This window comes from Desulfuribacillus alkaliarsenatis, from assembly GCF_001730225.1.
Lineage (GTDB): Bacteria > Bacillota > Bacilli > Desulfuribacillales > Desulfuribacillaceae > Desulfuribacillus > Desulfuribacillus alkaliarsenatis.
This window is the reverse complement of record NZ_MIJE01000030.1, coordinates 203,055-220,197: the sequence shown is the minus strand read 5'-3', so window position 1 is coordinate 220,197 and position 17,143 is coordinate 203,055. Positions and strand designations below refer to the sequence as shown.

Genomic DNA, 17,143 nt, shown 5'->3' with positions numbered 1-17,143 from the left:
AGTAATCAACTCACAGTCTGGTATAACTCCACTAATTTCTTTGATTCGTTCTCCCAATTATAAACTTTTGATGCTTTAAGAGTGTTCTTCTTCATTTGTTCTAAACGCTTTTGATCAGCAAATATAAAACGAACTGCTTTAGCAATGTCCTCTGGACTATCTGGGTTAAAAGTAGTTCCAATATTAAACGTATTTACTACCTTAGATAGCTCTGGAAAATCACTTGCTATTACAGGAATGCTAGCATTGATATACTCAAATACCTTATTCGGTGAACAGTAATAATAGCTTAGGCATACGTTTTCTATTGGTGCAACCCCTAAATCTGCACTAGCTGCAAAACTTGTTACTTCTTCTGAAGGGACTGGACCAAAAAAAACAAATCTATTGTGAACATTCGTTTCTTCTGCTATGCTACTTAGGCTATTTTTATAATCCTCGTTACCATATCCCATAAAAACCAGATAACAGTCAGGTAAAAACTCCATACTTTTAATGAGATTTTCTAAGCCACGATTAAACGTTATACTGCCACAATAAAGTAATACATAATAATCATCTGGTATATTAAGTATCCCTTTTAGGGATAAACTCTTGTTGTCTTTAATAAATATTTCCTGAGATGGAGTATTCATGATTACGCTCGGCGTTTTAATCTTATATCTCTTTGAAAACTCATTTGCTAAGGCCTCATTCACAGTAATTGTCAAGTGAGCTTTCTTAATCATATATGACTCTGCCCATGTGAGTAATATTTTACCAGAACGTGATTTGGTTTTTACATTACGTTCTACATAAAATTCATGTGCATCATAAATTAATTTCGCATTTTGCTTTCGGCTTGCCCAAACTGCAACTGGTAAAGTGTTCAAGTCATGAGCATGGTATATATCTGCTGAATATTGTTTTGCTAATTTATAGCTGCGTAAATAATAATCAAAAAAACAGAAGGGTTTATGAAACTTTAACAATGTTTTCTTTAATAACTCGTAAATAATATTTTTTACCTTTTTCGATGGTATTATAAATACCACATGAATTATTTTTTTCAAATATTTATGCCGAATTATATACAAAGGCCTATAGATACCAAAACGGTATGCTTTTTTTATATATCTGGCCCATATTATTTTCATTGGACGCTGTATAGCTTTAGTGTACACTTTCTTTACATATCGAGCCCATATTATTTTCATTGGACGCTGTATAGCTTTAGTGTACACTTTTTTTAATATTCGAAAAAAGATGTACAGAAGGAGCATCATGCCCTTTAGCCCTAGCAGCAATTTCTTAGGATTTTTACGCCATTCATCTTTAACATATTTTTTCAGACCGATTTGTTTAATTGCTGCTTGAGCATCATTATACTCCCTTTTTTTTGCTGCTATAAAACCTATATTTTTGCTATTATTAGCTTTATTAACTTCGTCGGGCTTATTATTAATAAAACCTTTAACTCTTTTAGTTAATTTATAAAATACACTTTTAAACGTAAACTCTCTGACATGTTTAAGAAACCTTAAATGAAACGGTTTTTTTTCCACACGTATTACTCTTATCCCCTCAATCTCTTCATAAGGGGTAGTTTTGTCATCTAAAACTGCTACTATAGTTACTTCGTAACCAACTCCAGTTAGGGTTTTAGCTTCTTTAAGCACACGTGTATCGTGGGTAAAGTTGTTATAAACAAACATCATTACTTTATGATTTTGCATTTTCCCTCTCCAGTTTATACTTTTAAATTCAAAGTATTTGTATATTACTTATACTACTTCGGTATGTTTTGCCACACTCTTTGCATAGGCCTAGTTCTATTTCTAATTCCAACAAACTTCCACAATTACATGCCCAGCCAATTTGCTTCGCTGGTACACCTGCCATTGCTGCATTGTCCGGAACATCCTTGGTCACTACGGCCCCTGCAGCTATAAAAGAGTTCTTCCCCAAGACGATACCGCAAACTATAGTGGCATTTGCACCTATAGTAACTCCTTGCTTTACTCTTGTTATAAGATAATCATCGCTTGTATTCCTAGGCACTGCGCAGCGAGGGTTCTTGACGTTAGTAAACACCATGCTAGGACCACAGAAAACGTCATCTTCGAGTATAACCCCTTCATACACACTAACGTTATTCTGAATTTTAACATTGTTGCCAATCTTAACATCTTTCCCTATGAATACATTCTGACCTAAATTGCAATTATCACCTATGGTAACGCCATTCATCACATGAGAAAAGTGCCATATTTTTGTACCCTTACCTATTGATACTGGTTGATCTATATATGCAGATTCATGTGTTGTGTAGCCTAAACTGCTAATTATTAATTGCCCTTTTTGTTCTTTTATCTCAGACATTTTTTCATCCTACCTATTTTATTATAATTTTATATATCTATTAGATAAAGGTTTGTTGGGAAATACATTCCTAGTGTCAAATATCACCTTTGCTTCTTTCTCAATTAAATCGTAGTCGAAGTTGCTATGGTCAGTCGTAACGACTACAATGTCTGCCGTTTGCAAAGCTTTCTTCGTTAATGGGGTTGTAAGATAATCCTTACCAGCACAATCAAACTCATCTATAAAAGGATCACTAGTTTGAACAATTGCTCCTCTGTTCTCTAGTATTTCGATTATTTTTAGTACTGGGGACTCCCGATAGTCATCGATATCTTTTTTGTATGCGACTCCTAGCAGATATACAGTGGATCCATTTATTGGTTTCTTATGCTCATTCAAAATATAGCTAATGCGATCTACAACAAATTCTGGCATGCTATTATTTATTTCTCCTGCCACTTCTATTAATCGTGTGTGATAGTTATATTCTCTAGCCTTCCATGTCAAGTACCACGGGTCAATAGGTATGCAGTGCCCCCCCAAGCCAGGGCCTGGATAAAATGCCATAAAACCGTATGGTTTAGTTTTTGCCGCTTCTATTACTTCCCATATGTCTATTCCCATACGTTCACATAGGATTGCCATTTCATTTACTAACGCTATATTGATATTTCTAAAAGTGTTTTCTAGGATTTTCTCCATCTCAGCAACTGCAGGTGAAGAAACACAGTGCACTTCGCCTTCAAGTATTTGCTCATACATGGCAGCCGCGATTTTTGTGCAATTTGTGGTTATGCCACCAACCACTTTAGGTGTATTCTTGGTGTTGTATTCTTTGTTACCTGGGTCAACTCGCTCTGGTGAGTAGGCTAGATAGAAATCCTCTCCACAGATAAAACCAGTTGACTCCAATATTGGTTTTACTATTTCTTCAGTTGTTCCAGGGTACGTAGTACTTTCCAACACTACCAGAGTCCCCTTATTCATATACTTAGCTATTTCTCGAGTTGAAGCTTGGACGTAACTAATATTAGGCTGCTGATACTTGTCTAAAGGAGTCGGAACACATATCGAGACTACATCTAACTCTTTTATATAAGAATAATCTAACGTTGCTTGTAGCTTATTGTTCATTACGAGGTTCTTCAACTCATCATCAACTACATCACCAATGTAATTGATGCCTTGATTCACCATGTCAATCCGTTCTTGTTGAACGTCAAAGCCTATAACTTCATATCCTGCTTTAGCTTTTTCTACTGCTAATGGTAGACCTACATACCCTAAGCCAACAACACCTAATCTTGCAGTTCGGCCTTTCACTCTTTCTAGTGTTTTTGCTAAGAGATTTTGTTCTTTGGTAATCTGGCTCATTTCAGACTCCTTTCAGACTTCACTGTTCTATCACTCTAAATCTATTATAACGTGATTACTTATAATATTTTAATATTGTATCAATAACATAATCTTGATCTGAATCTGTTAATTCTGGATAAAGTGGGATTGCAAAAGTTCTTTCTGCCATTCTTTCAGCGACAGGTAATGATCCCAGCTCATAGCCTAAATGTTTATATACCTCCTGCTGATGCAATGGTACTGGATAATAGATTCCTGTTGCTATACCATGTTTTGCAAGATATTCTATTAAATCTTGACGGTTATCAGCTTGTAGAATATATAAGTGATATACATGTCTGCGATCACTTTCTTTAAATGGCAAGACTAATGGGGTGTTCTTAAATGCTTCGTTATATCTCATGGCCTTTTCAATTCGTGCATCATTCCATGTATCAATAGATTTTAGTTTAACAGATAACATGGCTGCTTGTAGTGCATCTAATCTACTATTATAGCCTATCATTGAGTGGTAGTATTTTGGGCTGCTGCCATGGAATCTTAGGATGCGGGTCTTTCGTGCTAACTCATCGTCATCGGTAACTATGATTCCCCCGTCACCGTAGCCGCCAAGGTTTTTGGTCGGAAAAAACGAAAAACAACCGCATGTACCTATAGAACCTGCCTGCTTTCCTTTATATGTAGAGCCGATTGCCTGGCAGGCATCTTCAATTACATATAAATTGTATTTCTCAGCTAATTGCATAATTGGTTCCATGTTTATTGGTTGTCCGAAAATATGAACTGGTATAAGCGCACGAGTCCTAGGGGTTATCGCTGCTTCTAATTTCGATACATCAAGATTATACGTTTGTGCATCAATATCCACGAATACTGGTGTTGCACCCATCTGTGATATTACCTCAGCTGATGCAAAAAATGTAAATGGTGAGGTTATAATCTCGTCGCCTGGCTCTATCCCTAAAGCATCTAGAGATAAGAGTAATGCATCAGTGCCATTCGCTACACCTATCGCATGTTTGACACCTACATATGATGCAATTTCGTCTTCAAAATTCTTAACATACGGCCCCATTATATATTGTCCACTTTCCATTACTTCATCAATTGCATTATGAAGTTCTTGTTTGTGAGCTTGATATTGTGCCTTTAAATCTAATAACGGAATTTCTCTACTCATTATGATCCTCCTAATTAATTGAATCCCAATTTACAGAATTATCTTCTTCAGCTGCTTGACATATTGCTAGCACTAGCTTCAACGCTTCTCTTCCTTGTTCACCAGATACAATTGGGTCTCTGTTTTCTTTAATCGATTCAATCATGTCTTGAATTATCATTTGATGACCTGGTGTTCCATACGGATCCTTGTCTATTTTGTCTACAACTTGCTTACTTGTTTCAGTATCTAATTGTTGAAATTGAAAATGTTTAATCCAGTTAGCAGTTTTGCCACTTAATACGGCAGATCCTGTCTCACCAAAGATACTTAGAGACTCTTCATAATTTTCTGGATAGATTGTTGTAGCTGCCTCCACAACACCTAGGGCTCCATTAGCAAACTTAATTATAGCTACTCCTACGTCCTCAGACTCAATATTACGTAATCGAGTTGTTGTGTAGGCTTTAATTTCTTCAATTGGCCCCATAAACCACAAGAGGAGATCGAGGTTGTGAATTGCCTGATTCATCAGTACTCCACCGTCCATCGCCTTCGTACCACGCCAAGCAGCTTGGTCGTAATACTCTTGATTACGATTCCAACGAACTGTGGAATTCGCATGACTTATCTTGCCAAACAATCCTTTACTAAACGCTTTAGTAAGCTCTATTACCGCAGGTCTGAAACGATTCGGGTGTACAACCGCTAGCTTCACATTGTTTTGTTTGCAAGCTTCTATCATTTCATTCGCGTCTGTTAAGGTAAGTGCGATTGGCTTCTCTACGATTATATGTTTGCCAGCTTCTGCAGCTTGAATTGTTAAATCTTTATGGAGTCCACTGGGAGTGCATATATTTACAACATCAATCCTTGGGTGAGCTCGAAATAATTCGGATAATGACTGATAGCCTTTAGCATCACATAAGTGACTGAATTCTTTTATGCGTTCTTCATTCACATCGCATAACGCTTCTACTTTAGCGTTATCTATATTATTTATTGCTTGAATGTGTTTCTTAGCAATGTGACCACACCCTACTACTGCAAAACTAGTTATACTATTGTTGATGGTAAACACCTTCCTATCTTATGTTATAATCGCTTTGCTATGAAAAAACCGTTTCTTAAGCACTCCTTATTATAACTTAATCTTCTGCCACTAGGAGTCTCTACTACTCCACCTGCAGCTTCAACAATTGCTTGTCCCGCTGCTGTGTCCCACTCCATTGTAGGGCCAAACCTAGGATAATAGTCTGCTTCACCAGCAGCGACAGCACAAAACTTAAGCGAACTACCACGACGAATCCTTTCAATATTATTGTAGCTATTATCTAAGCCTTTAGTAAATACTTCAAGTTCAGGCGAAGGATGTGAACGGCTCTCTACAATGATTGCTTTTTTCTGATCCTTTGGCTTAGTTTTTAAGTCTGCTCTGTTTTCCCATTTTGTAAAACTAAATGCTTGCTTATAGAGCTTGTGACCAAAATAATAAATCCCTGTAACTGGTGCATAAATAACTCCTGCCTCAGCTTCCCCATTAACAATCAATGCAATATTAACCGTGAATTCACCGTTTCGATTAATAAACTCTTTTGTACCATCTAATGGGTCTACTAGCCAGAATTTAGACCATTCCTTTCTTTCTTCGTAGGGTATATCCTTGCCTTCTTCTGATAATATTGGTATGAACGGATATAACTCTTTCAGTCCGCTCATTATAATGTTGTGGGACTCTTGATCAGCTAGCGTTAAAGGTGAATTGTCTTTTTTATGTTCAACAACATAGCTAGTGTCATGGTATATTGCTAATATTTTCTCTCCTGCTTGTTGCGTAATATCAAATATTGCTTTCCAGTCGATTTCTGTTGATACACTCACAATAACACCTCTAGTCTGATTGCATTTTTAATTAATATATTTGTTTTGCTTTAAGTAGTCTATTATAATATCTGCTGATTCATCTAGTGTATGTTTGTCTGTCTCTATAGTAATTTCTGCTTGTAGTGGTTCTTCATAAGGTGCGGATATGCCAGTAAACTCAGGTATTTGACCAGCACGCGCTTTACTGTATAAACCTTTCGGATCACGTTTCTCACATTCATCTAGTGAGCATTTTACATATACTTCAATAAACTCATCTGTTTCCAATAAGCTACGAACAGTTAATCGATCTTTCCGATATGGAGATATAAACGCCGTCATTACAAATATTCCTGCGTCAACAAATAGCTTTGCTACTTCTCCAATACGGCGTATGTTCTCTTTGCGATCTTCGGGGCTGAATCCCAAATTGTTATTTAATCCGTGTCGAATATTGTCTCCATCAAGCACATAGGTACGTATGCTTTGTTGATGTAATCTCTTCTCTACTTCCGTTGCGAGTGTTGATTTGCCTGCTCCAGAAAGTCCTGTAAACCAAACAACACAGCTACTATGCTTATTAAGTTCTCTGCGGTCTTCCTTACTTACAGTAGTATTATGCCACATTATGTTTGAAGATTTTTTTTCCATGTTTAGCACCTTTCAATCTTTATTTTTTATTTGTCTGATAAATATCATTCTATCCCCAAATCATACTGACTATGAATACTGTTACTACCATATAAAGCAATGTCAGTGGTAGTCCTACTTTAATGTAGTCAGTAAACCGGTACCCCCCTGGTCCATATACAATTAAATTAGTCTGATAACCTATCGGGGTAATAAAGCTTGCCGAAGCAGCTATTGTAAGTGTAATTATGACTCCTAACGGCTCAATATTCATTTGTTGAGCAGCCGATAGTCCTATTGGAAACATAAGAACTGCTGCTGCGTTATTAGTAATCATTTCAGTAAAAGCCGCCGTTATAATAAATATAATAATCAACAACCCTACTGTCCCGAAAAGCATTGAAGCTTGTACAATATATCCAGCTAAAAAGTCAGCAGCACCAGATTTTTGTAACGCTATACCAATTCCAAAAGCACTAGCTATAACAAGCAAGACACTGAATTGGACAGAGTTTTTTGCATCTTCTGGTGTAATACATTTCGTAACAATCATAAGACCAACTGCCAAAATTGCAGCTTCAAACATTGATAATATACCTGTACTTGCTAGTACCACCATAGCTATCAATGTTGCAATAGCTATTTTACCTTTACGAGCATCTGCAAGGTTAGGTTTGCTCTTTGGCATGATGAAGTAGAATTCATTTGAATTAGCACTACGTTTTTTAAAATCTTTACCTACCAGTAATAGCAAAGTATCTCCAGGTTTAAGTACTATCTCTCCTAGTTTCCCTCTAATACGTTCATTGTTGCGATGTATCGCAACTACTGCTGCATCATACTTACTACGGAAATTCGTTTCTTTGATAGATTTATTGAGCATACCTGATTGATGAGATACTACTGCTTCAATTAACTGAGTATTGTCATTTCGCAAATCTTCTAAAGATAAGTCTGATCCCGTCTCTAGACGTAGTCCTCGAATATTTTCTAGTTCTACTATTGTAGATACTAAGCCTGTAAATATTAAACGATCTCCCGAATGTATAGTCTCATAATAAGGAACAGGCATGATTCTTTCATTATTGCGAATAATTTCTATCAAAAACAAACCCGTTAAATTCCTTAAACCTGCTTTTTCAATAGTTTTACCAACTATCACACTGTCATCTTCGACTACCATTTCAGCTAAATATTGCCGACTTTCCTTGCTCAATTCTTGTACTAGTGTTTTATTTTCAGGGAGCAGCTTGTGCCCAATGGTTGAAAGGTAAATAATACCTAGAATTCCTGCAGGTAATCCAACTATAGTTAACTGGAACATAGAATAACCAGCAAATCCATAATCTAGTAGCAAGCCGTGTACTACTAAATTCGTTGATGTCCCTATCAAAGTCATAGTGCCACCGAATATCGATGCGTAAGATAGTGGCAATAAAAATTTAGACGGCGATACGCCTTTATCTTGACACCATTTGCGAATATCTCCCATAAGCATAACGACTATAGGTGTATTATTAAGAAAGGCAGACATCCCTGATACTGGTACTAGTAATCTAGCAAGAATTCCCCCAGTACTTTTACCCTTCCCTAATAATTGCTGCAACCAAAAATTTAGTAAACCAGCCTTGTGTACTGCACTAGCCACAATAAACAATAGGGCAACGGTTAGCATCCCTTCATTAGAGAAACCGCGTAAAGCTTCCTCAGGAGTAACAATACCTACTAGAAGTAAAAACGCTAAAGAAAAGAAAATTATTATATCAGGTCGGGCTACTTCTTTAATAAGACATACTAACATAATTAATAATACAGTTAGTACTATAACAATGTCTAAGTTCATTCTCTTCTCCCCTAAATATCTTTCATCCCTTTCATTAATACCTCTGCTACTTCAGGTCTTGTAAACTCAGCTGGTGGCACTTCTCCATTTCTTAACATCTCCCTAACCTTAGTACCACTTAATATTAATCTATCATCTTTACCATGGGGGCAAGACTTAGTAGAAGCCATATTCCCACATTTTTTGCAGTAAAAGCTATGTTCAAAAAATAGTGGCTGTATTCCAAGGTCTTCTTTTGAAAATTTTCTAAATATTAGTTGGGCATCATATGTCCCATAGTAATCTCCCACACCAGCATGGTCTCGTCCAACTATAAAATGAGTACAACCATAGTTTTTCCTCACTATTGCGTGGAATATAGCCTCACGGGGCCCTGCATAGCGCATTGCCGCTGGAAATATTACTAATCTTACTCGATCCATTGGGTAATAATTATTTAGTAATACTTCATAGCTTTCCATTCTAATATCTGCTGGAATATCATCTGACTTAGTCTCACCAACCAAAGGGTTTAAGAGTAAACCATCAACGATTTCTAATGCCGACTTTTGAATATATTCATGTGCACGATGTACTGGATTTCGCGTTTGAAATCCTACAACTGATTCCCAGCCTAAGTCGACAAACATTTTACGGGTCTCTTTCGGATCCATATAATAATTTTCAAATGGTGAGTGGCTAGGTCTGTTTAATAACCAAATTGCTCCACCTAAATTTACTACTCCTTTATCGTTAACCTTTTTTACGCCTGGGTGATTGTTATCTTCAGTTCCATATACATTTCTAGCTTCTTTCTTTTTATCATAATTGTATATTTCTGCTATTTCGATAACTCCATAGATTATGCCATCTTTACCTGCAAGAGCAACTTCATCATTTACCGCTATCCCTTTAGCTTCTGCTTCAGTTATTGATAATGTAATTGGTAGGCTCCATACAGTACCATCTTTTAATCTCATTTTTTCAACAACATTATTGTAATCTTCTTCGCACATAAAGCCTGTTAGTGGACTAAACCCACCAATAGCAATTAACTCCAAGTCCGATAGTGCCCAATTATCAAGAGTAATCTTTTTTAGACTTTCTGCCTTTTGTAATAAATCATCTCTTTCTACTCCAGTTAATTCTCTATTAATTAATACTCCACCGTGTGCAGGAATATTTGATACTTCTTTTTCAATAATATTGTTTTCTTGTTTGTACATTCTACAAACTCCCCCTATAATGAGATTGATCATACGTATTTCATATATTATAGTCTACTATTATATCAATAGTAGACACTACTAGCCATAGCATTTCCTTAGAATTTTACTAAAATTAGCTATTTTGCGATATGATGTCAGCTGGTTTTTATAAAGTTTTAATTATCTTTGCAGGTACTCCACCAATTAGTACGTTATCCTTAAAGTTATTGATAACTACAGCTCCTGCAGCAACTTTAACATTCTCACCTATCTCTATGTTGTTCGCTACATTGGCACCTATACATACCCAAGAACCATTCCCTATATAGACTGACCCACCTAAATGAACTCCTGGCGATATATGAACTCCATCCTCTATTATACAATCGTGGTCAACGCTAGAAGATGTATTTATTATACAGCCGTTACCTATTTTAACATCTGCATTTATTACTGCGCCTGGCATCACTATTGTGCCAAGTCCAATTTGTGATGTTGCACTAATTGAAGTAAAGGAATGTATAAGAGTTGGAACGGTATACCCTTTTTTGATAAGCTCATTTATTAATTCTAACCGCAATTTATTATTTCCTATTGCTACAAATGCATGAGAGTAGTGCTTATAATATTTATCGTATTGATTTATTTCACCTATAACTTTATAACCAAGCACATGCTTAAGGTCTTTATCATCATCTAGAAACGCAATATCTTTCCATTTGTTCATGCTTTGTGCCACTTCTGCGACTACTTTTCCGTGTCCGCCTGCACCTAATATTAAGAGATTAGCCATATAAATCACCACTACATTGTATTTGTTTTATTACTCCCTGTGAAAGTTTCCATTGTATTGGAATCTGAGCTGTTTATATCTTTTCTTTTTATTATTTTATAAATTGTTAGGAAAAAAATTTTCAAATCTAGCTTAAAGCTTATATTGTCAACATAGTATATGTCATATTTGAATTTTTCCTCCCAGCTTATCGCATTCCTACCATTCACCTGTGCCCACCCTGTTATACCTGGGTATACATCATGCCTTCTTTTCTGTTCATTACTATATAGTTCTAGATATTGAGGGAGCAGTGGTCTTGGACCTATAAAGCTCATATCGCCTTTAATAATATTGAATAACTGTGGTAGCTCGTCCAAGCTTGTTTTTCTCAATATATTTCCTACTTTAGTTATTCGTTTTGTATCAGATGCTTGGCTGTCTTCTCTTCTAACTCCTGTTGTCATCGTTCTAAATTTATATATAGTGAAGATTCTTTCGTTTTTTCCTGGGCGCTTTTGACTAAAGAGTATTGGGCTATTTGGTTCGCTGAATTTAATAACTATTGAAATTATTACCATCAACGGAGTTAGTAATAACAATAATAGCAACGAGAAAAGTATATCTAATACCCTCTTTATATTTTTGTAACTCATTAAGCTCCACCTTTGTAAAAATTTTCAATCTATAAGATGCTTCTTACATCAATCATATACGTGACCATTTGTCTGTTTTAATAAGTAACATTAATTACACAATTTTTAAATAAATACCGTTCTCAATATAGTTTTTCAATCATCAAGTGAGTGAACTAAGCCTATCTATGGACTCCTCTAACTTTTCATACAGAATTATAGTATGTTATACTGTTCCCACGTTTACGAACTAAAAGAAACGCATTATGCGTAATATTTTTACTCATAATGCGTCTGATGTCAAATGGTAATTTAATCACTAGTGTATTCTTATTCCTAGAACACGATTATTAAAAGTATACAGTGATATTTTTGCGCCTTGCTGTATGTCTCCTGGTAAGAAAAATGTATTACTCTGCCAGATTAGAGCCTCTCTATCTAGCGCAAGGTTTCTGTAATTACCATTATTATCATAATAGTAAATCCTATTTCCAAGTGCAGAGAAGAACTCAACTTCTTGCGTAGATGATAAATATACATTTGTCTTATCACCTATTCTCTGCACTCGAACAAAATCATTAGTATTTAAATTCGGTGCCGATATCTGGTTCCCATTTGCTGAATAGATATTCAAATTGTTGTTTATTAAAATCCTCTCAACTTCGTTTCGATTCCTTACTACGATTTCGTTAGTGCTAGCTTCTATTGAAGTAATATTTCCAATAGAAGCTGGAACTACGCGAATCTCTGATAACTCATAACCAGTAAAGGTTAGTTCGACTACATCATCCACTCTAATATCTGCTAGTTCAGGATCTTCAATTCCAGGAAAGATAATTACTACATCTTCATATACATAATATCTAATCGTATCATTAGAGTTGTCAGGGTCTATAACTTCAATTCTATCCCAGTCCGTATTAATTGTTTTAACTATAGATGAATACTTGTATTTAATATCAATTCTAATAATCTTATTTCGCTCTAGTTTTGCAACCATCTCCATACCTAGCTTAATATCTTCAACAATTGCACGTCTTATATCTTGCATCCGAACCTCAACGTTATTACTTAATTCGTATGTTGTAGTTCTATTATCATGTTCAACTGTCATTGTATTTCTATTTTTATCAAGTCCTACAATTGTACCAGCTATTTGGTTGTTAACCGTTATACGTATTATTGTGTTTTTATCAATCTTAATAGCTATGTTTGTGTCTAGCAGCAAATCATCTAGTCTTCCATCTTTGTTTCCGTCTATATAGACATCTAAAAGATCGTCATATTTAAATGTCTTGTATTCTTCATCTAAAGTTTCAATTGTTATCATCTTAAGGTCTTTATTTATATTTAGTAATTTACCTCTTATTTCGTCTTGGAGGTTTCTATTAATCACTTCTAATTTTTTGATTACGCGACCATCCACTGTAAAAATCACATGATCTCCGATCTCTAAGTCAGATAGTTTTGGATTATTCACATTATTTATTTTATATTCTGTTTGCGAATTTGTTCTATAAGCTACTGGATCTGACTCGGCAGTGATAATCGTTATGACTTCGTCTCGTACTGAAATAGTAACTATAGTGCCTTGGTATTCATTGCTTTGATATGGTGTTATAAGCGTAATTTTGCTTATTTTGTTATCCTCTGTCTGAATTTGTATTTCATCACCTTTTCTCAAATCACGAACTGTAGCAAATCTGATGTTATTGTACTCTACACTCACACTATCATCGAAGGTGTATGAGGTATACCTATTATTATTCTCTAGAGTAAGTATGCCTCTTTCAATATCAATCGCAAAGATAACTCCCGATAATACAGCTTCTTGAGAAGATTTTATTACCTTTATCCCAACTATATCATTATCACCTAAAATTAATTCTAGTTCATCCCCAATATGCAGATTAGAATCACTTATGCTTCGCCCTTGTTCTAAGTCTTCAATTTCAGCGTCTGTAGCATAAGTACCTGTATATAGTCTCCCATCTTCTTGTTCTACTATCATTAGTCTTTGCTCTTGATACAATTGTACTAATGTACCCTGTAGACGATTAACTTTTTCAATGACTGGCAAGTTGTCGTAATAATTCTTATCTATTAATTCTATATACCTAAGATTACCGCTGCTTGACAATTGGTATCGTATTGCATCTTCTACTGTAATTTTATTTTGACTAATATAACTGTAACTCTGATCATATATGGCAGTAGTGTTAGTTACTCTAGCATCCGACTCTGTTGTGTTATCTGGTTTTAGAATTGTTAAAGTATTGCCCTCTATCTTTTTCACGATGCCTATAGGAAGTTGACCTGAAACATCATTCATATAACGATCAGATCGACTTATTAGTGTTGAAAGCTGTGCTCTCGTTACAGCATCATTTGGACGATAGTCGTAGCTTCCCGATAAGTTAGGTATTCCTGAGATTATATTTTTATCGACCGCTAAAGCAACGTAAGGCTTTGCCCATACAGGTATGTAATTATCATCTTCAAAAGGTGTACTAGCGATCATGTTCAATTCATTTTCCATTTTCAGCATACGAATCAATAGCTGTGCAGTCCAAGCACGAGATGCCCCAGCGGATGGTCTAAAAGTCTGTTCATCAATTAAGCTATGCTTAATAGCAACACTTACAAATCCTCGCGCATTCCATGTTGTTGGTAAGTCATAATTAGAAGTGTCAGCAAATTGATTGGTATTGTGTGTTTCATTCTCTAAACCCATAGCTCTTACTGCCATAACAATTGCTTCTAATTGAGTCACAGTCTGGTCTGGTTTGAATATACCGTTTCCATAGCCAGTAACAACTCCGCGTAGCTCCGACTTAATAATGTGTGGCAATGCCCAATGATTAGTTGGCACATCGTGAAATGGTGAGTATTGTGCGCTTTGTGCTTGTACTATTCCAAAAGGTAGCATAGTAAGTAGAAGCGCTATTATAGTTAGTAAACAAACGTATTTTCTCCCTGTTCTCATAATCACGTTATCATCTCTCCCGTTAGTATTCTTTATTACTCCGTACTAATACAATATTCAATTCTACATAGCAATAAATTTATCCTGCATATGTTTCATATTTAAGACGGAAATATACGGTGTTTTGTTTCATTAAATTACTTGTTTATTCTAATTACTAGTAAGTCTCGATACAATTGCTACTGCCTCTGCTCTTGTAGTATAGAAATTAGGTCTAAATGAGCCATCTGGATAGCCTAGTAAAATATTGTTCCTAGCTAACGAGCTTATTTGTCCATTAGCCCAATAATTATTAGGTACGTCACTAAAGCTATTTGTATTAGCTACTAATAGATTTCTCCCGTAAGCATTGTGTGTTAACATAGCTATCTCAGCTCTAGTAATAGGCATGTCCGGTCGAAAAGTGTTATCTGGGTATCCTTGTATTAAGCCATAATGTTTTGCAGTGGCAATTGCTTGGCTTGCCCAATGATTTGAAGAAACATCTCTATATGAGCGTGTATTACTTGGTGGTATTGTTAGTCTTAACGATTTAACGATTAAGCTAGCATATTCGGCTCTCGTAATATAGCGATTTGGATGAAATCGATTTTCATTAAAAGCTTCTTGTAATACATTGAGTCGGTATAACCTTTGAATATCATTGCGCGCCCAATGCTGACTAATATCAGTATAACGTACTGATGATGGTTGAAAACTAACTTCTATTGTATACGGATAATTTACAATATTCCAATTATAATCACGAACTCCGAATGTATAACGACCGATTAATCCACTCATTGTATAAACTTCACCTATACCAGCTGCGTGACTATCAACAGTAGTAGTAAAACCTCCATAACGGACCATAAGCATAGGATCCATGTGTTCTGGCACGTTTTTAATTTCAATTCGTAAATCACCAGCTTCAACTACGTCGACAAAAAACCAATCCTGATCATTATTAGAATGTAAAGTAGATTCAATACTAGAACGCAATGATAAAGGTTTTGCTTGATTGATTGTGTTATTAGGTTCCCAAACGTCAGCACTAATACGATAGTCAAAAATAAAACTAGCTGTAGTTGGAGTGTTGCTTGCATCACTACTAATCCTTATATAAGTCCCTTCTGCGCTAACGCGAAATGTTGTTCTTTGGTTGTCTGCAGTAAGCCATCTAGAGCTAATTAATCTTAGGTTCTCATCAAATACATCTAGTTTAATGTAACTATTCACCCTATTTCTGTAGGTAACAGTAATATCTCCTTCAAAACCAGCTGCTACTTTATACCATCTGTACTGATTCTCATTACTGATTCGAGTGCTGATTATCCCATTACGAGGTATGTTCATTGCTCTATTCGGTGTTGTGTTGTTATGTCTAAGTAAGGATTGTAATATCGTTGAATTCGTTATTAATTGGTATTCAGCTTCTCCATAACCGATATTTTGATTCCAATTTAGCGAGTTTTTGCTGTTAGTAATTATATGGTTAATAATTTCATCCACTGAAGCACTTGGATTTCGTCTCATTGTTTCCATTGCTAATGCCGCAACTATAGGAACTGCCATAGATGTACCATGTGCTATTCTAGTTCCTCTCTCAAGTTGCAATACGGTTACTTGCTCTCCTTGGGCTAGTACATCTAACTCATAGCCTGTGGGGCTAAATGCAGAGCGTATACCTCTAGAATCAACAGAACCAACAGATAAAACTGTAGGGTAGGCAGCTGGATATTGCGGTTGCTTAGTATAATTCCCTGCAGCAGCGATTATTAATACGTTGTTCTGATAAGCATAATCTACCGCTTCCTTTAATACATTGGAATGAACTGATATGCCCAGCGATAGAACAATAACCCTAGCCCCATAATCCACGGCAGTTCGAATACTTTGTGCTAATACAAAATCCTCAGTTTCTCCTCGGTCATTTAATCCTTTTAATATGATGTATTTTGCATTTGGTAACAACCCCCTTGGGGCGCCACTCCGGCCACTAGATGCTAGAAGTCCAGCAATTTGTGTTCCATGTCCGTGATTATCTTGCACATTGTTATTATTTGATATAACATTTCTCCAATAAATAGCATCTATATCCGATAAAGCTGTGTGATTCCATGAAATACCAGTGTCAATAATCGCTATCCGATCTTGAACGGCCTCTAATGGTGCTAAGTTAGTATATGATAAAGCAGTTACATATGATTTATTTTCATATCTGTCAATAATACCTTTTTCTTTTAAATCTACTTCTACTAATTTACCAGTATTTTTTGTCGGCTGAACTGTGGCAGCACTTGGCACAACATCTATAAAAATGAGAGTAATCAAAATTAAGACTATGATTAGTCGACTACTGTATATGTTCAATATTATCACCACTTAGC

The 17,143-nt window shown here is 35.7% G+C and carries 13 protein-coding genes; all 13 read right to left on the bottom strand.

Annotated elements, in window-relative coordinates:
• Nucleotides 1-5: 5 nt before the first annotated feature.
• Nucleotides 6-1,715 (bottom strand): glycosyltransferase, encoded by a 1,710-nt coding sequence (locus tag BHF68_RS09550; RefSeq protein ID WP_069643407.1) that lies wholly within the window; start codon nucleotides 1,713-1,715, stop codon nucleotides 6-8.
• 28 nt (nucleotides 1,716-1,743) lie between these two features.
• Complete coding sequence (locus tag BHF68_RS09545; RefSeq protein ID WP_069643406.1) at nucleotides 1,744-2,361, bottom strand: N-acetyltransferase; 618 nt, start codon at nucleotides 2,359-2,361, stop codon at nucleotides 1,744-1,746.
• A 21-nt stretch (nucleotides 2,362-2,382) separates the two neighbouring features.
• On the bottom strand, nucleotides 2,383-3,717 hold the full coding sequence (locus BHF68_RS09540; RefSeq protein ID WP_069643405.1) for a nucleotide sugar dehydrogenase: 1,335 nt from the start codon (nucleotides 3,715-3,717) through the stop codon (nucleotides 2,383-2,385).
• A 55-nt stretch (nucleotides 3,718-3,772) separates the two neighbouring features.
• Nucleotides 3,773-4,879: a DegT/DnrJ/EryC1/StrS family aminotransferase gene (locus tag BHF68_RS09535; protein WP_069643404.1), complete on the bottom strand. Its 1,107-nt coding sequence runs from the start codon at nucleotides 4,877-4,879 to the stop codon at nucleotides 3,773-3,775.
• A 10-nt stretch (nucleotides 4,880-4,889) separates the two neighbouring features.
• On the bottom strand, nucleotides 4,890-5,918 hold the full coding sequence (locus BHF68_RS09530) for a Gfo/Idh/MocA family protein (protein ID WP_069643469.1): 1,029 nt from the start codon (nucleotides 5,916-5,918) through the stop codon (nucleotides 4,890-4,892).
• A gap of 35 nt (nucleotides 5,919-5,953) precedes the next feature.
• Complete coding sequence (gene cysQ / locus BHF68_RS09525) at nucleotides 5,954-6,739, bottom strand: 3'(2'),5'-bisphosphate nucleotidase CysQ (RefSeq protein ID WP_245669657.1); 786 nt, start codon at nucleotides 6,737-6,739, stop codon at nucleotides 5,954-5,956.
• A 27-nt stretch (nucleotides 6,740-6,766) separates the two neighbouring features.
• Nucleotides 6,767-7,372 carry an adenylyl-sulfate kinase gene (gene cysC / locus BHF68_RS09520; protein ID WP_069643403.1) on the bottom strand — a complete coding sequence of 202 codons (606 nt, stop codon included), beginning with the start codon at nucleotides 7,370-7,372 and terminating at the stop codon, nucleotides 6,767-6,769.
• A 49-nt stretch (nucleotides 7,373-7,421) separates the two neighbouring features.
• A complete protein-coding gene (locus tag BHF68_RS09515) occupies nucleotides 7,422-9,194 on the bottom strand; it encodes an SLC13 family permease (RefSeq protein ID WP_069643402.1) in 1,773 nt (590 codons plus the stop codon).
• Nucleotides 9,195-9,205: 11 nt separating this feature from the next.
• On the bottom strand, nucleotides 9,206-10,399 hold the full coding sequence (sat, locus tag BHF68_RS09510; protein ID WP_069643401.1) for a sulfate adenylyltransferase: 1,194 nt from the start codon (nucleotides 10,397-10,399) through the stop codon (nucleotides 9,206-9,208).
• A gap of 148 nt (nucleotides 10,400-10,547) precedes the next feature.
• Nucleotides 10,548-11,174 carry an acetyltransferase gene (locus tag BHF68_RS09505; RefSeq protein WP_069643400.1) on the bottom strand — a complete coding sequence of 209 codons (627 nt, stop codon included), beginning with the start codon at nucleotides 11,172-11,174 and terminating at the stop codon, nucleotides 10,548-10,550.
• Between the two features lie 11 nt (nucleotides 11,175-11,185).
• Nucleotides 11,186-11,809, bottom strand: coding sequence for a sugar transferase (locus tag BHF68_RS09500; RefSeq protein ID WP_069643399.1), 624 nt, complete (start codon nucleotides 11,807-11,809; stop codon nucleotides 11,186-11,188).
• Between the two features lie 298 nt (nucleotides 11,810-12,107).
• Entirely contained in the window at nucleotides 12,108-14,774 is a 2,667-nt protein-coding gene (locus BHF68_RS09495) for an S-layer homology domain-containing protein (RefSeq protein WP_245669661.1), read from the bottom strand.
• Nucleotides 14,775-14,924: 150 nt separating this feature from the next.
• Nucleotides 14,925-17,126 (bottom strand): S8 family peptidase, encoded by a 2,202-nt coding sequence (locus tag BHF68_RS09490; protein ID WP_069643397.1) that lies wholly within the window; start codon nucleotides 17,124-17,126, stop codon nucleotides 14,925-14,927.
• Nucleotides 17,127-17,143: the final 17 nt, after the last annotated feature.